The organism is Pseudomonas moorei, assembly GCF_042846945.1.
Lineage (GTDB): Bacteria > Pseudomonadota > Gammaproteobacteria > Pseudomonadales > Pseudomonadaceae > Aquipseudomonas > Aquipseudomonas moorei.
In genome coordinates this window covers 2,978,395-2,996,720 of record NZ_AP035776.1, presented here as the reverse complement: position 1 = coordinate 2,996,720, position 18,326 = coordinate 2,978,395, and the positions used below count along the sequence as shown (strand labels likewise).

16 protein-coding genes are annotated in these 18,326 nt (G+C 59.8%); 7 read left to right on the top strand and 9 right to left on the bottom strand.

Going from position 1 to position 18,326, the window contains the following annotated elements:
* Positions 1-215: 215 nt before the first annotated feature.
* Positions 216-1,400 (bottom strand): acetyl-CoA C-acyltransferase, encoded by a 1,185-nt coding sequence (locus tag ACGJAX_RS13980; protein WP_390959495.1) that lies wholly within the window; start codon positions 1,398-1,400, stop codon positions 216-218.
* A 102-nt stretch (positions 1,401-1,502) separates the two neighbouring features.
* Entirely contained in the window at positions 1,503-3,026 is a 1,524-nt protein-coding gene (gene pap, locus ACGJAX_RS13975; RefSeq protein ID WP_390959493.1) for a polyphosphate:AMP phosphotransferase, read from the bottom strand.
* Positions 3,027-3,252: 226 nt separating this feature from the next.
* Here pap and mnmC point away from each other — a divergent pair, with 226 nt between their 5' ends.
* The 5 genes from mnmC to ACGJAX_RS13950 all read left to right on the top strand — a co-directional run bounded on the left by mnmC (position 3,253) and on the right by ACGJAX_RS13950 (position 10,721).
* Positions 3,253-5,238, top strand: a complete 1,986-nt coding sequence (gene mnmC, locus ACGJAX_RS13970) for a bifunctional tRNA (5-methylaminomethyl-2-thiouridine)(34)-methyltransferase MnmD/FAD-dependent 5-carboxymethylaminomethyl-2-thiouridine(34) oxidoreductase MnmC (protein ID WP_390959491.1) — start codon at positions 3,253-3,255, stop codon at positions 5,236-5,238.
* A 260-nt stretch (positions 5,239-5,498) separates the two neighbouring features.
* Positions 5,499-7,271: an N-acetylglutaminylglutamine amidotransferase gene (locus ACGJAX_RS13965; RefSeq protein WP_390959489.1), complete on the top strand. Its 1,773-nt coding sequence runs from the start codon at positions 5,499-5,501 to the stop codon at positions 7,269-7,271.
* Positions 7,272-7,274: 3 nt separating this feature from the next.
* Complete coding sequence (gene ngg, locus ACGJAX_RS13960) at positions 7,275-9,023, top strand: N-acetylglutaminylglutamine synthetase (protein ID WP_390959487.1); 1,749 nt, start codon at positions 7,275-7,277, stop codon at positions 9,021-9,023.
* Between the two features lie 98 nt (positions 9,024-9,121).
* Complete coding sequence (locus tag ACGJAX_RS13955) at positions 9,122-10,312, top strand: osmoprotectant NAGGN system M42 family peptidase (RefSeq protein ID WP_247255378.1); 1,191 nt, start codon at positions 9,122-9,124, stop codon at positions 10,310-10,312.
* A 181-nt stretch (positions 10,313-10,493) separates the two neighbouring features.
* Entirely contained in the window at positions 10,494-10,721 is a 228-nt protein-coding gene (locus ACGJAX_RS13950) for a YheU family protein (RefSeq protein WP_003199186.1), read from the top strand.
* Here ACGJAX_RS13950 and csrA read toward each other — a convergent pair.
* The 3 genes from csrA to ACGJAX_RS13935 all read right to left on the bottom strand — a co-directional run bounded on the left by csrA (position 10,710) and on the right by ACGJAX_RS13935 (position 12,260).
* On the bottom strand, positions 10,710-10,901 hold the full coding sequence (gene csrA, locus ACGJAX_RS13945; RefSeq protein WP_090317829.1) for a carbon storage regulator CsrA: 192 nt from the start codon (positions 10,899-10,901) through the stop codon (positions 10,710-10,712). The genes ACGJAX_RS13950 and csrA overlap by 12 nt on opposite strands.
* 146 nt (positions 10,902-11,047) lie before the next feature.
* Positions 11,048-11,380, bottom strand: coding sequence for a YnfA family protein (locus tag ACGJAX_RS13940; protein ID WP_047527048.1), 333 nt, complete (start codon positions 11,378-11,380; stop codon positions 11,048-11,050).
* A 64-nt stretch (positions 11,381-11,444) separates the two neighbouring features.
* Complete coding sequence (locus ACGJAX_RS13935) at positions 11,445-12,260, bottom strand: SDR family oxidoreductase (protein WP_390959484.1); 816 nt, start codon at positions 12,258-12,260, stop codon at positions 11,445-11,447.
* Between the two features lie 286 nt (positions 12,261-12,546).
* On the opposite strand from ACGJAX_RS13935, the gene ACGJAX_RS13930 reads away from it, so the two are divergent.
* A complete protein-coding gene (locus ACGJAX_RS13930) occupies positions 12,547-12,699 on the top strand; it encodes a DUF3309 family protein (RefSeq protein WP_007945780.1) in 153 nt (50 codons plus the stop codon).
* Positions 12,700-12,811: 112 nt separating this feature from the next.
* Positions 12,812-14,230, top strand: coding sequence for an IS1182-like element ISPfl3 family transposase (locus ACGJAX_RS13925; protein ID WP_390956034.1), 1,419 nt, complete (start codon positions 12,812-12,814; stop codon positions 14,228-14,230).
* A 115-nt stretch (positions 14,231-14,345) separates the two neighbouring features.
* Here ACGJAX_RS13925 and ACGJAX_RS13920 read toward each other — a convergent pair whose 3' ends face one another.
* The 4 genes from ACGJAX_RS13920 to ACGJAX_RS13905 form a co-directional block, all read right to left on the bottom strand.
* Positions 14,346-16,439, bottom strand: coding sequence for a sulfatase-like hydrolase/transferase (locus ACGJAX_RS13920; RefSeq protein ID WP_390959482.1), 2,094 nt, complete (start codon positions 16,437-16,439; stop codon positions 14,346-14,348).
* Between the two features lie 293 nt (positions 16,440-16,732).
* Positions 16,733-17,338, bottom strand: coding sequence for an START domain-containing protein (locus tag ACGJAX_RS13915; protein WP_390959480.1), 606 nt, complete (start codon positions 17,336-17,338; stop codon positions 16,733-16,735).
* A gap of 50 nt (positions 17,339-17,388) precedes the next feature.
* Positions 17,389-17,643, bottom strand: a complete 255-nt coding sequence (locus ACGJAX_RS13910) for a YkgJ family cysteine cluster protein (RefSeq protein ID WP_390959478.1) — start codon at positions 17,641-17,643, stop codon at positions 17,389-17,391.
* A gap of 165 nt (positions 17,644-17,808) precedes the next feature.
* Entirely contained in the window at positions 17,809-18,276 is a 468-nt protein-coding gene (locus ACGJAX_RS13905; protein WP_390959863.1) for a translation initiation factor 2, read from the bottom strand.
* Positions 18,277-18,326: the final 50 nt, after the last annotated feature.

The following is an 18,326-nucleotide window of genomic DNA, read 5'->3' as shown; positions in this document are numbered from 1 at the left end:
AACCTCATTCTAGGCGCACCAACGTGTGGCACACAGGGACAGTTTGGCGCTAGCCGCTAATGAAACTGTGCAGGTCGCATCGTGATTTTGTGGTTGTTGGTGAATCGATAGCGCGCGTTGACCTCATCGCGAGCAAGCTCCCACACTGGACCGTATCCGGTTGCGGAATCAGGTCCGATGCAGAGCGTGGCTTGCCCGCGATGTCCATTGAGTGTTTAACGCACCGCTTCGAACAACCCGGTAGCCCCCATCCCGCCACCCACGCACATGGTGACGATGCCGTAACGCAGATGACGTCGCTGCAACTCGCGAACAAGGTGCCCGACCTGACGCGACCCGGTCATGCCGAAGGGATGGCCGATGGAAATCGAACCGCCATTGACGTTGTATTTGTCGTTATCGATTTCCAGGCGATTACGTGCGTACAGGCACTGCGAAGCGAACGCCTCATTGAGTTCCCAGAGGTCAATGTCGGCCACCTGCAAGCCTTTGGCCTTGAGCAGCTTGGGCACCGAAAACACCGGGCCAATGCCCATTTCGTCCGGCTCGCAACCCGCCACGGTAAAGCCCCGGAAGAACGCTTTCGGCTTGAGTCCCAGTTCAAGGGCTTTTTCCAGGCTCATCACCAGGGTCATGGACGCTCCGTCGGACAACTGCGACGAGTTGCCGGCCGTCACCGAACCGTCCTCGGCAAACACCGGATTCAGACCGGCTAGACTTTGCAGCGTGGTATCGGGGCGGTTGCAGTCATCGCGATCCACCACACCCTCAACGACCTGTACCTGACCGGTGGCTTTGTCTTCAACGCGGTATTTCACGGCCATCGGCACGATTTCATCGTCAAACAGCCCGGCGGCCTGGGCCTGCGCCGTGCGTTGCTGGCTTTGCAGGGCATACAGGTCCTGCTCCTGGCGGCTGACGTTGTAACGGCGAGCGACGATTTCCGCCGTCTGGCCCATCGGGAAGTAGATACCCGGCACCTGCTCCTTGAGCAGCGGGTTGATCAGGTTGTCGGTGTTGACGCTTTTCATGGTCAGGCTGATCGACTCGACGCCACCGGCCACGATGATGTCACTGCAGCCCGAAGCGATCTGGTTGGCCGCAATGGCGATCGCCTGCAAGCCCGACGAGCAAAACCGGTTGAGGGTCATGCCGGCGGTGCCGATACCCAGTTGCGACAACACGGCGACATTGCGACCGATGTTGTAGCCCTGGGCACCTTCGTTGGAGCCGGCACCGACGATGCAGTCCTCGACGCTGGCAGGGTCGATGCCCGTGCGTTTCAACAAGGCGTTGACACAGTGAGCCGCCATGTCATCGGGACGGGTCATGTTGAATTTGCCGCGAAAGGATTTGGCCAGGCCAGTCCGCACGCTGTCGACGATCACCACTTCACGCATGGCATACCTCATTGTTGTTGTCGGTTGAGAGTGACCTGAGCATAAGCTCACCCAATTACCGACCGCGACAATCATTCACCCCGCGTATGCGCAACCATCGCCTCACTTCTTGCCTTTTTGTGCCTGGCGCTCATGTTTGTCGGACTTTTCGAACGCTTGCTCCAGTGCCAGATTGATGGTGCGCAAGACCTTGACCCGCGCCCAGCGCTTGTCATTGGCTTCCACCAGGGTCCAGGGCGAAATCTCGGTGCTGGTGCGGTCGACCATGTCGCCAACGGCGCCGCGATAATCATCCCATTTGTCGCGGTTGCGCCAGTCATCCTCGGTGATTTTGAAGCGTTTGAAGGGAATCTCTTCGCGCTCCTGGAAACGCTCCAGTTGCGTCTGCTTGTCGATGGCCAGCCAGAACTTGACCACGATCACGCCGGCATCGGCGATCTGCTCTTCGAAATCGTTGATTTCACCGTAGGCGCGCAACCAGTCGGCGGGGCTGCAGAGGCCTTCGATACGCTCCACCAGCACCCGGCCATACCAGGAGCGGTCGAACACGGTGAATTTGCCCCGGGCCGGAAGATGCCGCCAGAAACGCCAGAGATAGGGCTGTGCCCGCTCCTCTTCGGTCGGTGCGGCAATCGGCACGATGTTGTACTGGCGCGGATCAAGCGCCGCGGCGACCCGGCGGATCGCCCCGCCCTTGCCCGCCGCGTCGTTGCCTTCGAACACGGCTACCAGTGCATGGCGACGCATCCGCTTGTCACGCATCAACCCGGAAAACCGTGCCTGCTCGGTGATCAATTGCTCCTCATAATCCTCTTTATCCAGGTGCAACGTCAGGTCCAGGCGATCAAGCAGGTTCACTTGATCGACGCTGACGGGCAATGGCGCGGCGCTGACTTTGTCGGGGTGAATCGTCGGCCGGTTCAGGGCGCCTTGCAGCCCTTCGAGCAAGATCTTGCCCACCGCCAGGCTGCGATAGCGCGGATCCAGCCCGGCGATCACATGCCACGGCGCGTAGTCGCGGCTGGTGCGACGCAGAACGCGTTCGCCGTACTTCACAAACTTGTCGTAGGTTTGCGATTGCTGCCAGTCCAGCGGGCTGATACGCCAGCTGTGCAAAGGATCGTCGGCCAAGGCCTTGAGGCGATCCTTCATTTGCTTCTTGGAGAGGTGGAACCAGAATTTGAAGATCAGGGCGCCTTCATCGCACAGCATCTTTTCCAGGCGCTCGGCACCATTGATGCCCTGGTCCAGTCGAGCGTTCTTGAAGACGCCATGCACCCGCCCCTGCAGCATCTGGCTGTACCAGTTGCCGAAGAAGACACCCATGCGCCCCTTGGCCGGAAGCATCCGCCAGTAGCGCCAGGCCGGTGGTCGCGCCAGTTCCTCGTCGGTTTGCTGATCGAAGGTACGGACCTCGATCAGCCGCGGGTCCATCCATTCGTTGAGTAACTTGACCGTCTCGCCCTTGCCAGCGCCTTCGATACCATTGATTAGAATGATCACCGGAAAACGCTTTTGCTGCTGGAGCTCGAATTGCGCTTCGAGCAAGGCTTCGCGCAGGGCCGGCACTTCGGCGTCATAGGTTTCTTTGTCGATCACGTGATCGATTTCGGCAGATTCGAACATGAATGGCTCCCTTCCAGATGTGAGCAAGACTAGCGGATCGGGCTGCTTTGGGTCGCAGAAAGTTCCTTGTGCGAGCCTGCTCGCGACGGACGTCAACGATAACGCGGGTTGTCTGAATAACCGCGGTGCTCGTGAATTCATCGCGAGCAGGCTCGCTCCTGCAGGGGCAGGTCTTCTCATCGTGGCGATCGGCTAGAATGGCCGCCTTGCCGTTGCCGAGCCTGCCATGAAACCTGTAATACCCCACGCCCAGCTCGACTGGGACGACCAAGGTCGCCCTTATTCGCGCGTATTCGACGATGTGTATTTCTCCGACAAGTCGGGGCTGGACGAAACCCGCTATGTGTTCATCGAACAGAACCGCCTGGCGGAACGCTTTGCCGCGTTGCCCCAGGGCGGTCGCCTGGTGATTGGCGAGACGGGCTTCGGCACCGGGCTGAATTTTTTGTGTGCCTGGCAGGTGTTCGAGCAACACGCGGCGGCTGATGCGCGATTGCATTTCGTCAGCGTCGAAAAGTACCCGCTGAGCCCGGCCGATCTGCAACGGGCCCTGGCGCTGTGGCCAGAACTCAAGCCCTTTGCCGATCAACTGCTGGCGCAATACGTGGCGATCCATCAAGGGTTCCAGCGCCTGACACTGGCCAACGGTCGTGTGACCCTGACGTTGCTGATCGGCGACGCTCTGGAGCAGTTGCCACAACTGGACGCCCGGATAGACGCCTGGTTTCTCGACGGCTTTGCCCCGGCGAAAAACCCCGACATGTGGACCGCTGAACTGTTCGCCGAACTGGCGCGTCTGGCCGCCCCCGGCTCGACCATCAGCACCTTCACCAGCACCGGCTGGGTACGCCGCCTGCTCAATGCCGCCGGCTTCAAGATGAAACGCACACCCGGCATCGGCCACAAGTGGGAAATCCTGCGCGGCGAGTTCCTTGGCTGGCCGCAGGAGGTTACCGCCCCGGCGCCAGACAAGCCCTGGTTCGCCCGACCCGCAGCGTTGACCGGTGAACGCCGCGCCCTGGTGATCGGTGCCGGGCTGGCCGGTTGCGCCAGCGCAGCCAGCCTGGCGGCGCGGGGCTGGCAGGTGAGCGTGCTGGAGCGACATCAGGAGGTCGCACAGGAGGCTTCGGGCAACCCGCAAGGCGTGCTTTACCTCAAGTTATCGGCCCATGGCACGACGCTGTCGCAAATGATCGTCAGCGGTTTCGGCTACACCCGGCGCCAGCTCGAACACTTGCAGAGAAGCACCGACTGGGACGATTGCGGCGTGCTGCAACTGGCGTTCAACGCCAAGGAAGCCGAACGTCAGTTGCAACTGGCCGAGGCGTTTCCCGCGGACCTGCTGCACCTGCTGGATCAGCCCCAGGCGCAAGCGCTGGCCGGTATCGGACTGGCGCAGGGCGGCCTGTACTTCCCGGAAGGCGGCTGGGTCCATCCTCCGGCGCTGTGCCAATGGCAGATGGCGCACCCGCAGATTCAATTGCTCTCCCATCGCGATGTCCTGGCATTGCGCAGGGCCGATGGCGAGTGGCAGGCCTGGGACGGCGACCAGTTACTCGCCAGCGCACCCGTGGTGGTGCTGGCCGGTGCTGCCGAGATCCAGCGCTTTGCGGAAACCTCCGGACTGCCGCTCAAGCGCATTCGCGGGCAAATCACTCGCCTGTCGCAAACCCCGCAAAGCCAGGCGCTGAACACCGTAGTCTGTGCCGAAGGCTACGTCGCCCCGGCGCGCCTGGGCGAACACACCCTGGGCGCCAGTTTCGACTTCAAGAGCGATGACCTGACGCCGACCACGGCCGAGCACCTAGGCAACCTGGCCATGCTCGAAGAGATTTCCCACGACCTGGTCACGCGTCTGCAAGTCGACAAACTCGACCCCGAAAGCCTCCAGGGTCGCGCCGCCTTTCGCTGCACCAGCCCCGACTATCTGCCAATCGTTGGCCCCCTGGCCGACAGCCAGGCATTTACCCAGGCCTATGCCGCGCTGGGCAAGGATGCCCGACAGGTGCCGGACGTCGAATGCCCGTGGCTGGACGGTTTGTACGTCAATAGCGGCCACGGCTCGCGCGGCCTGATTACCGCACCGCTGTCCGGGGAACTGCTGGCGGCCTGGCTGGATAACGAACCCCTGCCATTGCCCAGAAGCGTGGCCGAAGCCTGTCATCCCAACCGGTTTGCCGTGCGCCGCCTGATTCGCCGAACCAGCGCCTGACCCCGCTCCATTGATCGTCGCATCCGCCCTTTGTGAGAGCCGGCTTGCCGGCGATGGGGCCCTCAAATCATGTGGCGAATCACCTGACGCCTTCGCCGGCAGGCCGGCCCCCACAAAGGGTTGCCTGGGGAGACCTACCGCCTACTTATAACTTATCGGTCTAAAACTCCGGGGATTCAGCCGGGTCAGTTTTCGAGTACCCGCCGTTTTGGTGCGGTAATCGAATGACCCTCCCCAACGGAAAAACCGGTAAGGAATTTATGTGCGGATTAGCTGGCGAGTTACGTTTTGACAATCAACCTGCAGACCTCGCAGCGGTTGAACGAATCACCCACCACCTGGCGCCTCGCGGCCCCGACGCCTGGGGTTTTCACAGTCAAGGGCCGATAGCCCTGGGCCATCGCCGCCTGAAAATCATGGACCTGTCGAACGGTTCGGCGCAGCCGATGATCGACCATCAACTGGGCCTGTCCCTGGCCTTCAACGGTGCTATCTACAACTTCCCCGAACTGCGTACCGAACTGGAAAGCCTTGGCTACGCGTTCTACTCCGGTGGCGACACCGAAGTGCTGCTCAAGGGCTTTCACGCCTGGGGCGAAGCACTGCTGCCCAAACTCAACGGCATGTTTGCCTTCGCCATTTGGGAGCGGGACAACCAACGGCTGTTCATCGCCCGCGACCGGCTCGGCATCAAGCCGCTGTACCTGTCGCGCACCGGCCAGCGCCTGCGCTTTGCCTCGTCCCTGCCGGCATTGCTCAAGGGTGGTGACATCAACCCGATCCTCGATCCGGTCGCGCTCAATCACTACCTGAACTTCCACGCCGTGGTGCCGGCACCGCGCACCTTGCTGGCGGGCATCGAAAAACTGCCCCCAGCCACCTGGATGCGCATCAATGCCGATGGCACCACCGAACAGAAAACCTGGTGGAGCCTGACCTATGGACCACACGCCGATGAGATGAAACTGACGCTCGAAGACTGGCGCGACCGGGTGCTCGACAGCACACGTGATGCCGTGGCGATCCGACAGCGTGCGGCGGTCGACGTTGGCGTGCTGCTGTCCGGCGGTGTCGATTCGAGCATGCTGGTGGGATTGTTGCGTGAAGTCGGCGTGGAAAACCTGTCGACATTCTCCATCGGTTTCCAGGATGCCGGCGGCGAGCGCGGCGACGAGTTCCAGTATTCGGACCTGATCGCCAGACACTACGGCACCCACCACCATCAACTGCGCATCAACGAGAAAGAAATCATCGAGCAGTTGCCGGCCGCGTTCCGCGCCATGAGCGAACCGATGGTCAGTCATGACTGCATCGCCTTCTACCTGCTGTCACGGGAAGTGGCCAAGCACTGCAAAGTGGTGCAAAGCGGCCAGGGCGCCGACGAACTGTTCGCCGGCTATCACTGGTACCCGCAGGTGGACGGTGCGAGCGACCCCTATGCCGCCTATCGCGAAGCGTTTTTCGATCGCCGCTACGACGAATACGCCGCCACCGTTCAGCCCAAATGGCTGACAGCCAACGACGCCGCAGGCGACTTCGTGAAGGAACATTTCGCACAGCCTGGTGCGGACGCGGCGGTGGACAAAGCCCTGCGCCTGGACAGCACGGTGATGCTGGTGGACGACCCGGTCAAACGCGTCGACAACATGACCATGGCCTGGGGCCTGGAAGCGCGCACACCGTTTCTCGACTATCGCCTGGTGGAGTTGTCGGCCCGGGTGCCGGGTCAATACAAACTGCCGGATGGCGGCAAGCAAGTGCTCAAGGAAGCCGCGCGCCTGGTGATTCCGAGTGAAGTGATCGACCGCAAGAAAGGTTACTTCCCGGTACCGGGCCTCAAGCATTTGCAAGGCGACACCCTGAACTGGGTCCGCGAACTGTTGCTCGATCCGAGCCAGGATCGCGGTCTGTTCAAGCCCGCCATGGTCGACCGTCTGTTGACCGACCCGCAGGGCCAGTTGACCCCGCTAGGCGGTTCCAAGCTGTGGCAACTGGCGGCCCTGAACCTGTGGCTCAGCGAACAAGGAATCTGATCGATGAAACCTCATGCCTCGGCCATCAACCAGCGCTTGCTGCGCGGTCAGACGCCCTCCTACGAACGCTTGCAGGCTCGCCTGGCCGAAGACGGCAGCGAACTGGGGACCGCGCCCATCGCCGTGCATTGCGGCTGGGGCCGGTTGTTGATCGGCCACACCTTTGCCGATGCGGCCAGCCTCGCCCAAGCGTTACTCAACGAACAACCCGGTGAGCGCGACATCGCCCTGTATGTCGCCGCGCCGCAACAAGTGCTGGGACTGGAGCCAACCCAACTGTTTCTGGATCCCTCCGACACCTTGCGCCTGTGGTTCAGCGATTACCGTCAGGCCACCCGGGTGTTTCGCGGCTTTCGCATCCGTCGTGCCCAGAGTGAAGCGGACTGGAACGCGATCAATCAGCTGTATCAGGCGCGGGGCATGCTGCCCGTCGAAGCCTCTCGGCTGACGCCACAGGGCTCGGGCGGCCCGGTGTACTGGCTGGCCGAAGACGAGGACAGCGGCGCGGTGATTGGCAGCGTCATGGGCCTCAATCATCACAAGGCCTTCAATGATCCGGAAAACGGCAGCAGCCTCTGGTGTCTGGCGGTCGATCCGCATTGCTCGCGCCCGGGGGTCGGTGAAGTGCTGGTGCGCCATCTGATCGAACACTTCATGAGTCGCGGCCTGAGTTACCTCGACCTGTCGGTACTGCACGACAATCGCCAGGCAAAAAACCTCTACGCCAAGCTCGGTTTTCGCAACCTCTCGACGTTCGCCATCAAGCGCAAGAACGGAATCAATCAGCCGTTGTTCCTCGGTCCGGGTCCCGAAGCGCCCTTCAATCCCTATGCACGGATCATTGTCGAGGAAGCCCATCGACGCGGCATTGATGTGCAGGTCGATGACGCCGGCGCCGGGATGTTCACCCTCAGCCACGGCGGGCGCCGGGTGCGGTGTCGCGAGTCCCTCAGCGATCTGACCAGCGCCATCAGCATGAGCCTGTGCCAGGACAAGAGCCTGACCCACACAGTGCTCAAGAACGCGGGTTTGAACCTACCGTCGCAGCAACTGGCCGGCAATGCCGATGACAACCTCGCGTTTCTCGACGAACACCACAGGGTGGTGGTCAAGCCGCTGGACGGTGAACAGGGGCAAGGCGTAGCGGTGGATTTGCAGACCATCGAGGACGTCCAGCAAGCCATCGAAGCCGCTCGCCGCTTCGACAGTCGCGTGCTGCTGGAAAGCTTCCACGAAGGCCTCGATCTGAGGATTCTGGTGATCGGCTTTGAAGTCGTCGCCGCCGCGATTCGCCGACCGGCCGAAGTGGTCGGCGATGGTCAACACTCCATCGGCGCCCTGATCGAAGCCCGAAGCCGACGTCGGCAGGCGGCCACGGACGGAGAAAGCAAAATCCCGATGGATGCGGAAACCCAACGCACCTTGCATGCCGCCGGTTATGACTACAGCAGCATTCTGCCGGCGGGCGAGCATTTGTTCGTACGGCGGACGGCGAATCTTCATACCGGCGGGATACTCGAAGACGTCACCGCGATCCTGCACCCGACACTGGCAGATGCCGCCGTGCGAGCCGCGCGGGCGCTGGATATTCCCGTGGTCGGCCTCGACCTGATGGTGCCTGGCGCCGATCAACCGGAGTACGTGTTCATTGAAGCCAATGAGCGTGCAGGGCTGGCCAACCATGAGCCACAGCCGACGGCGGAACGCTTTGTGGATTTGTTGTTTCCGCATAGTCAGCCGGTCGTTTCTTAGGTCTTGGAAAGGCTGTGAATGGACCACCGTCTTCGCTGGCAAGCAACAAAAGTCCCTCATCGAAACCATCGATGCGCTCAACCTCATCAGGAGTTTCCATGACCATCAAATACCCGGAACCCGATCTGACCTACCTGCAAAAAGTCCTGCTGGAAATGCTCGCCATTCCCAGCCCCACCGGGTTCACCGACACCATCGTGCGCTATGTCGCCGAACGCCTTGAAGAACTGGGCATTCCCTTCGAAATGACCCGGCGCGGCACTATCCGCGCGACGCTCAAGGGCAAGAAAAACAGCCCCGATCGCGCCGTTTCCGCGCACCTGGACACCATTGGCGCGGCCGTGCGCGCCGTCAAGGACAACGGACGTTTGACCCTGGCTCCCGTGGGTTGCTGGTCGAGCCGTTTTGCCGAAGGCAGCCGCGTCAGCCTGTTTACCGACAACGGGGTGATCCGTGGCAGCGTATTGCCGCTGATGGCGTCCGGGCATGCGTTCAATACCGCCGTGGACGAAATGCCGATCAGTTGGGATCACATCGAACTGCGCCTGGATGCCTACTGCGCCACCCGCGCCGATTGCGATTCGCTGGGCATCAGCGTCGGCGATTTCGTTGCCTTCGACCCGTTGCCTGAGTTCACCGAAAGCGGCCACATCAGCGCTCGTCACCTGGACGACAAGGCCGGTGTGGCGGCGCTGCTGGCAGCGTTGAAAGCGATCGTCGACAGCGGTGAGGAGTTGCTGATCGACTGTCATCCGCTGTTCACCATCACCGAGGAAACCGGCAGCGGCGCGGCGGCGGCCTTGCCCTGGGATGTCAGTGAATTCGTCGGCATCGACATCGCGCCGGTCGCACCCGGCCAGCATTCCAGCGAACACGCGGTGAGCGTGGCGATGCAGGATTCCGGCGGCCCCTATGACTATCATCTGTCGCGGCACCTGTTGCGCCTGGCCAGTGACAACGAGTTGCCGGTGCGCCGCGATCTGTTCCGTTACTACTTCAGCGATGCTCACTCGGCCGTGACCGCCGGCCATGACATCCGCACCGCCCTGCTCGCTTTCGGCTGCGACGCGACCCACGGCTATGAACGCACCCACATCGACAGCCTCGCGGCCCTCAGTCGCCTGCTCGGCGCCTATATCCTCAGCCCGCCGGTGTTCGCCAGCGATGCGCAACCGGCCAAGGGCTCCCTGGACCGCTTCAGTCACCAGATCGAACACGACACCCAGATGGAAAGCGATACCCGGGTGCCGTCGGTGGACAGCCTGGTGGGGCAGCGTAACGATAGATGATCCTGGACTTCATCGACTAGGCCGACGCCATCGCGGGCAAGCCACGCTCCCACAGGTTCTGAGTTGCTCACCTTTTTGTGGCTTGCCCGCGAAGACGCCGGATCACACAACACTCAAGCCCGGGCTGGCAGCAATCCACCATTGGCCGTAGCATCGCGCCATTGATTTGACCGAGGTGCCTATGCTTATTCCCCACGACCAACTTGAAGTCGACACCCTGACCCGCCTGATCGAGGATTTCGTGACCCGTGACGGCACCGACAATGGTGACGACACCCCACTGGAAACCCGTGTACTGCGAGTGCGTCAGGCATTGACCAAGGGGCAGGCTCTGATTGTCTTCGACCCGGAAAGCGAGCAATGCCAGTTGATGCTCAAGCACGATGTACCCAAGCACCTATTCGACTGATTTTTTCGTTTGGGCCAATTTGCGCTGGATGCGCTCGTAGATTTCGGATCGGTGCACATTGACGCTGCGCGGAGCCTCGACACCGAAGCGCACGTCATTGCCGTTGATGCCAACGACGCGTATGGAAATGTTGTCACCGATGGAGATCAATTCGCCCACAACACGGCTGAGTACAAGCATGGCCTTCGTCCTTCAGGGTTACCGGACCCTGAAGATGCCCGGCGCACTGCAGCGCTTCAAGGCAACAACGGCAATCCAGACCCAACCTACAAGCACAGACCCACAGCACTGACAGAAAGGTCTTACAAATCGCTTGGACAGTTCCTTCAAGACGCGGTAAAGCGCGGCCCAAACAGAATGACGCTGGCCCCGATCACACACAACGCCACGCCGATCCAGTCCGAACCAAGCGGACGAATCCGCTCGACCACCGCCAGCCAGCCAATCGACGCAATGATGTAAATGCCACCGTACGCGGCATAGGCGCGACCGGCGTAGACCGCTTCGACACGGGTCAGCAGCACGGCGAACAAGGTCAGGCTGAGCAGCGCCGGCACGATCCACCAGGCGCTCTTGCCCTGGCGCAGCCACATCCAGAAGGCGAAGCAGCCGGCGATTTCAAACAGCGCGGCGAGGAAAAACCACAGGTAGTTGAGCATGCAAACGTCTCGCGAGGATGACCGATGGCGGCCACCCTAACGAGGCTGTTCCGTGCGGGCAAGCTCAGCCTGCGGTTTGTTTGGCCTTGGCGCGCATCTTGTCGGCCATCAGGGTCATTTCGTTGTAGAGCAGTTGCGGGTTTTTCTGCTTGAGCGCCCAGGCCATGCGGCCCTGCTCGTGGGGCAGGATCATGAACTCGCCAGCGGCGACCTGCCGATAGATGTAATCGGCAATGTCGGCCGCGCTGATCGGCGAGCTTTCCAGCAACTTGCCGACCTGGGCTTTCATGGCCGGCGTCGGGCCGCGGAACGAATCCAGCAGATTGGTCTGGAAGAACGACGGGCAAACCACGTGCACACCGACTTCCTGATGGGCCAGTTCGATCAACAGGCTTTCGGACAACGCCACCACGCCAGCCTTGGCCACGTTGTAGTTGCTCATGGCCGGACCTTGCATCAACGCGGCCATCGACGCGATGTTGATGATCTTGCCTTTGCTTTTTTCGAGCAGCGGCAGGAAAGCCTTGCAGCCCTTGACCACACCCATCAGGTTGATTGCGATTTGCCAGTCCCAATCCTCGAGGGACAGTTCACTGAAGAAACCGCCCGATGCCACGCCGGCGTTGTTGACGATGACATCGACACCACCCAGTTTCACTTCGCAGGCCTGAGCGAAGGCGGTCAACTGGCTGTAATCGCGCACATCGCAGCGCTGGATGAAACCATCGCCGCCAGCTTCACGCACCCGTTTCAGGGTTTCCTGCAGGCCCGGTTCGCTGACATCCGACAAGGCCAGCTGCCAGCCTTCGCGCGCCCAGCGCAGCGCGATTTCGCGACCCAGGCCAGAGCCCGCACCAGTGATCATCATGCGATTTTGCATAGCAAACAGCCTTGTTGTTCCGGGGAAGATGCGTCGAGTGTAGCGAAGGATATTGCCCGACCCACGCTCCATCAGATTGCTGAATGGCCCGAGCAAACCGCAGGCGCGTGCGGCCCAACTAACGCAATTAACCCCGAAACAGTTCGCTGTTGGAAAAACATCGAAAAAACTTGGAATTTTATGAGGTGCGCGGCAGTCGGATTTTTTAAGCAGCCCGAATTAATTGCATTCTCGCTGACCATTAACGATCAGGTCATTCCTGCATACTTCCAACAAGGAAACAGTCATGGGCACAATTCTTATCGTAATTCTGATCTTGTTGCTGATCGGTGGATTGCCGGTCTTCCCGCACTCCAGAAGTTGGGGTTATGGCCCATCGGGCATCATTGGCGTCGTGTTGGTCGTGCTGTTGGTCTTGCTCTTGCTCGGCAGAATATGAAGATCTGACCGGCAAAAAAAAGAGGCCCACAACAGACTGTGTGAAAACCTAGCAATCTGTCCGGCCCTTTAAGAGAATGCTCCGTATCGAAAGATACGGAGCATTTTTCGTTATGGCCTACATACAAGGAGAGTCCCGTAGCCAGACCAGCCTGTTCCCGGTCTCGCTGGAGGAACTGATCCCTGAAGATCACCTCGTACGGGTCATCGACCTGTATGTCGCCAAGCTCGATCTGGGCCAGCTCGGTTTTGAGAAAGCTCAGCCCAAGGCCACTGGGCGCCCTGCTTACGACCCCGCCGATCAGCTCAAGCTCTATCTCTATGGCTATTTTCAGCGCATTCGCTCGTCGCGGCGCCTAGAAGCTGAGTGCCAACGCAACATCGAAGTGATGTGGTTGATCAACCGGCTTAAACCCGACTTCAAGACCATCGCCGACTTTCGCAAGAACAACAAAGTAGCTTTCGTTACGACGTGCCGAGCTTTTGTGCAGTTCTGCCGATCCGTCGGCTTGATTGCGGGTGATCTGGTTGCGATCGACGGCAGTAAGTTTCAGGCTGTCGCTTCCTCGCGACGCCACCTGAATTTGAATCAGCTCAAGCGTCAGGAGGAGAAGCTGGATAAGCGGATTGCCCAATACCTGGCTGACCTGGATGCCGCTGATAAAGCAGAGGGCGAGCAAGTGGTCGATCGCACTGCGATCAAGGCGGCACTGGCGAAGCTTGAGGCCAAGCAGCAAGACAACCGTAGTTGCCAAGCTTTGATGAAGTCGATGGGGCTGGAGCAATTCAACACGCACGAAAGCGATGCCCGAATGATGCGCACGCCAAAGGGGGCGCGTGTTGCCTATAACGTGCAAACAGCCGTGGACGCAGAGCACTGTCTGATTTTGCACCATGAGGTGACGCAAGATGGTGACGACCGCAAACAGCTTGAACCCATAGCTAAAGCTGCCAAGGCCGAACTGGGGCAGGACACGCTGACCGTGACAGCCGATATGGGCTACTCAAATGGCCAGCAATTCCAGGCGTGCGAGGAGGCCTCCATTACCGTGTACGTGCCGCCAAACCGAACTTCGAACCCAGGCGGAGAGACATTATTCGAGCGCCAGGACTTTACCTATGACGCTGAACAGGATCGATACCAGTGCCCGGCAGGTCAATGGCTAACCCTGAAGCAGCGTTACAAAGGCGACCGGATCTACCAGGCGGCAGTCAGCGACTGCACTGGATGTGCGCTGAAAGCCCAATGTACAACGGCTCAGCGCCGCTATGTCTCACGTCACGCACAAGAGGAAGCCTTTGAGCGTATGGCACAGCGGATGCAACTGCATCCAGAGATGATGGAGCGACGCAGATCCATCGTGGAGCACCCGTTTGGCAATCTCAAACAATGGCTATTTGGGAACGGGCGGTTCTTGCTACGACAACTTGAAGGGACGAAAGCTGAAATGGCCCTGGCCGTGACCGCGTACAATTTCAAGCGGGCGATCAGTGTCCTGGGAGCCAAGAAAATGATGCAACTAATGGGCTGAAGAGCCTTTTTCAGCACAAAAACAAACGCCCCGAACAAGTCGGGGCGTTTGGTCTAAGGTCTGTCAGTGTGTTTTCACACAGTCTGACAAGGGCCTCTTTTTATTGCGCCGTTACTTAGTCCGGCTTGCCGTCGACCACACCGGCGGTGTTGTCGAGCAGGCTCTTGGTGGCGGTCTGAAGGAACGACTCAAGCTTGAGTTTCAGTGCCGCTTCATCGGACGACTCCGGCATCAGCTCGCCTTTAGGGTTCGCGCCCAGTTCATACCGGTAGAGTTTCGGCGACATTTCCTTCGGCAATACCAGCACGCGGTCGGCAGTGAGCAAGGCGACGGTCTGATCGCTACCCGATGGCTTGATCACGCCAAAACCCTTGTCACCTTCCGGCAGGTTCAGCAGGTCACGTCCCCAGCATTGGTGCACCACATCACCACCTACACGACCCATGATGGTCGGTACGATATCGATCTGGGTACCCACTGTGTGGTCACGCTGGCCGAATTTTTCCTGGATGCCCGGTGCGATCATCAGCATCGGAACGTTGAAACGCCCCAGATCCATTTCGGTGATCTGCTGTTCGTTGCCGAACCCATGGTCACCGACGATCACAAACAGGGTTTCCTTGAAGTACGGCTCCTTGCGCGCCTTCTCAAAGAACTGACCCAGCGCCCAGTCGGAGTAGCGCATGGCGGTCAAATGCTCGTTGAGGGTGCCACGGTCAGTGACCTGGTCAACTGGCAATGGGGTCGGCAGCGCGTAGGGCGTGTGGTTGGACAAGGTTTGCAGCAAGGCATAGAACGGCTTCTTGTCCTTGCCGTCGCGGGCTTTCAGTTCTTCCAGGCCACGATTGAACATGTCCTGGTCGGAAACACCCCAGGTCGGATCGGAGAACACCGGGTCAACGAAATCGTTACGCCCGATGAAGTTGGTCATCCCCTGGTTGCTGAAGAAGCCCGACTGGTTGTCCCAGGCGAAGTCGCCGTTGTAGACGTACACATCGTCGTATTGACGGGCGCTGAGCAACTGCGGCAGCCCAGACAGCTTGTGGCTGCCTTCCGGGGTCTGCATCAGGTATTCGAAACCCGGCAGGTTCGGGAAGCAGGCCATGGTGGCGAACATACCCTGGTGGGTATGGGTGCCGTTGGAGAAGAAACGGTCGAACAACAGGCCTTCTTTGGACAGTTTATCGAAGTACGGCGTGATGTTGCCCGGACGCCCCAGCGCACCCACCGAGTGACCGGCGAAGCTTTCCATCAGGATCACGACGACGTTTTTGATCGGCAGGGTCTTGTCGGCGTTTGGTGTGTAATTACGACGAACGGCGGCGGTATCGGCATCCACCAGTTTATCGCTTGGTGTCAGCAGCATGTCGCGCACGGTCTGCTGGGCCAATGGCTGGTCAATGGTGGCTTTCCAGATGTTGCTGCGCTCGTTGGACATCCGGCTCTGGGCCGCGGCAACCAGTTGCAGGGTACCGTTGAGGCCCAACTGGTTGGCGAAGTTCGACTCGGTGGTATAGACGTCACCCCAACGCAGTGGCGGGCCTTGACGCAAGGTGCCGCGGGCAGCGACCACGCAGAGCAGCAGGCAGACCATGAACACGGCGAAGCGCGCGTACCACGGGGCCACCTGGCGAGTACCGATGCTGCCGCCGCTGAAGGGGCCGCGAGGACGGGTCGCACGATCGGCGCCTTTGAACGCCAGGCTGAGGATCCAGGTACCTACGGCCCAGGCCAGCAGATAGCGAACGACCGGAAAACCGTACCAGAGCATGCTCATCACGGTTTTCGGATCTTCTTTCACATACTGGAAAACCAGGCCGTTGAGGCGCTGGTGGAACTCACGGTAGAAATCCATCTCCATGAGGCCCAGAAACAGCGCGATGCTCGAGGCAACCGTCAGCCAGAAGCGGAACAGCCCGCGCGCCGCCATGGCACGGGCGCTGAACAACGCAATCAGCAACGGAATGCAGAGATAAACCACCAGGCGCAAGTCGAAACGCAGGCCATTGGCGAAGGCTTCGAGGAATGTCGAGGCCGGTGTGTCGAGGATCATCGAGCGGTTGTAGACCAGCAGCGCGACGCGCAACAAGGAGAACATCACCATCATGACCAAAGCGCACAAAAGCGTATACGCCAGATGCGATTTGACGGTCGGTTGCAGCAGGCGACTTGAAGCTCGCTGCTGATTCAGGGCGTCCGGAATTGCCATGTCGTATTAGGACCCATTGGAAGTTGAAGTTTAAAAAATACAGCTGCGCCCTGCCCTCTGTTGGCTAGATCCTGGCCTAGGGTTTGCGCGATGCGCAAATGTTGCACGATCAACCGCATCATTGCCATTGATTACTGTTCGTTAATGCAGACGCGCGCGGATTGTCTTGGAGGCGTTGTGAAAATTTCGTGCAACGAATATCTGGAAACACAATAAAGCCCTGCCCTGTAAAAACGGCAACGCCCCGAACCGGTCGGGGCGTTGATCAGGCCTTGCTCAATAGCGCAACCGGATTACTTCTCGGCGCGAGCCTTGAGGTTTTTCAACGTATTAAATGGCGCATCGACCACGAACTTGTTGGCCACCATCGACGGAACACTGCCACCCGGCTCGGTGTGCACCTGATAGGTCACTTCGATCTGATCGCCCTTGGGGATGAACTTCCAGAATCCCTCGACCTTGGCGACCCGGACAAAGCCTTTTTCTTCAGGCAAGTATTTCGGCACCCCTTCGAGCTTGCGGGTCAGACTGCCATCAGCGCCTTCAATAACGGTGACGTGCATCACCGAATCACGCGGGGTGACTGGCCAGGGGGTATTGAACTGGGTGTAGGTCCAGAGCTGATTGCCTTCCTGTTTGAGCAACTTCTGGGTCTTGCATTCGTGAATCCATGCGCAGGCACCGGGGACGTCGTCCTGCAGGGCGCGCAGTTTGGCCATGGTGGTCTTCATCAGGGTGACGCCCTGGTAGGCCTTGTAATCGGAACCAGGCACTTCACTCAGGGAGACCTTGATGCCGTCTTCGTTCTTGGCAACCTTCCAGTCTTCGGCCTGGGCGGCCGAGGTGACCAATACAGCCGTCAAACCACACAGCAGAGCAATACGATGCAGCGAACCCATAGTCTTATTCCTTATTGTTGAAGTTCCGTTCGGAGGTGCAAGCCCACACATTACGCAGCCGTCACTTGCTCCCACCAGCCAAGCAGCCTGATCGCTTCTTCACGGCTGTCGCCGCACACCTCGAAATCAGCCTCGAACGCCGAACAGACAGCCGGACGCTCTGGCTGGCCGAAAATAGAGCACAGGTTTTCGGCAGACAATTGCAGGCACCGTTCCCCGGCGGCTTTGCCATTGGGCATACCGGGAATCGGTGAACTGATGGATGGGGCAATGCAACAGGCGCCACAGCCTTCACGGCATTTCATGACGACGAGCTCCTCGCAACGGGCGATGTGTTAAAGGACGTGGCACAGAGTAACCGCTAAAACAGTTGTTTTAAATTGGCGAACCACGGGTTTTTGTCTGCAATCGGGCGTGACCGGGCAGTCTCCGACAAAGCGTCTGGCTGGCGGGTCATGAAGGGGGAAGAATTAATGTTTGAACTCGAACTCCAACGCCGCGCCTTCCACTTCACGACGGTCTTCATTGCGCCGTTGAAGCTGCATTTCGTTGCTGATCAACCTTCCGTTGAGCTGGAAATCACTACTTTTGTCACCGAACATTTCCGGCAATACCGGCTCGCGCTTGGGCAATGGCACTGTGCCGACCGGCTTCAGCTCGTCAACCATGCCCTTGGGCAAACTCAAATCCAGGTCAACGGGAGGCAGCGGGGTTTTCGCCACCTCGCTGGCCGACATCGACTTGGCCGCGATCGGAGGACGCTTTTTGACCGGCACGGTTTTCTTTTTGACCGGCGCGGCTTTCGTGGCGGGAGCGTTTTTCTTCGAGGGAGTGCTTGCTGCCGGTTTTTCCTGAACAGAAGCGGCCATCACGGACAGCGGCTGAGTGCTTAACAACAGGCAAATCATCAGCCAGGTGGCGGGAAAAATCGGTTTCATGGACCCAACGGCGCGAACGGCGCTAACAACAGAGGGGCCATATGCTCGCT

Coding starts and splice junctions, on each gene's coding strand:
- ACGJAX_RS13980 (WP_390959495.1), bottom strand. CDS start 1,400: ATGCGTGAAGTGGTGATCGTCGACAGCGTGCGGACTGGCCTGGCCAAA.
- pap (WP_390959493.1), bottom strand. CDS start 3,026: ATGTTCGAATCTGCCGAAATCGATCACGTGATCGACAAAGAAACCTAT.
- mnmC (WP_390959491.1), top strand. CDS start 3,253: ATGAAACCTGTAATACCCCACGCCCAGCTCGACTGGGACGACCAAGGT.
- ACGJAX_RS13965 (WP_390959489.1), top strand. CDS start 5,499: ATGTGCGGATTAGCTGGCGAGTTACGTTTTGACAATCAACCTGCAGAC.
- ngg (WP_390959487.1), top strand. CDS start 7,275: ATGAAACCTCATGCCTCGGCCATCAACCAGCGCTTGCTGCGCGGTCAG.
- ACGJAX_RS13955 (WP_247255378.1), top strand. CDS start 9,122: ATGACCATCAAATACCCGGAACCCGATCTGACCTACCTGCAAAAAGTC.
- ACGJAX_RS13950 (WP_003199186.1), top strand. CDS start 10,494: ATGCTTATTCCCCACGACCAACTTGAAGTCGACACCCTGACCCGCCTG.
- csrA (WP_090317829.1), bottom strand. CDS start 10,901: ATGCTTGTACTCAGCCGTGTTGTGGGCGAATTGATCTCCATCGGTGAC.
- ACGJAX_RS13940 (WP_047527048.1), bottom strand. CDS start 11,380: ATGCTCAACTACCTGTGGTTTTTCCTCGCCGCGCTGTTTGAAATCGCC.
- ACGJAX_RS13935 (WP_390959484.1), bottom strand. CDS start 12,260: ATGCAAAATCGCATGATGATCACTGGTGCGGGCTCTGGCCTGGGTCGC.
- ACGJAX_RS13930 (WP_007945780.1), top strand. CDS start 12,547: ATGGGCACAATTCTTATCGTAATTCTGATCTTGTTGCTGATCGGTGGA.
- ACGJAX_RS13925 (WP_390956034.1), top strand. CDS start 12,812: ATGGCCTACATACAAGGAGAGTCCCGTAGCCAGACCAGCCTGTTCCCG.
- ACGJAX_RS13920 (WP_390959482.1), bottom strand. CDS start 16,439: ATGGCAATTCCGGACGCCCTGAATCAGCAGCGAGCTTCAAGTCGCCTG.
- ACGJAX_RS13915 (WP_390959480.1), bottom strand. CDS start 17,338: ATGGGTTCGCTGCATCGTATTGCTCTGCTGTGTGGTTTGACGGCTGTA.
- ACGJAX_RS13910 (WP_390959478.1), bottom strand. CDS start 17,643: ATGAAATGCCGTGAAGGCTGTGGCGCCTGTTGCATTGCCCCATCCATC.
- ACGJAX_RS13905 (WP_390959863.1), bottom strand. CDS start 18,276: ATGAAACCGATTTTTCCCGCCACCTGGCTGATGATTTGCCTGTTGTTA.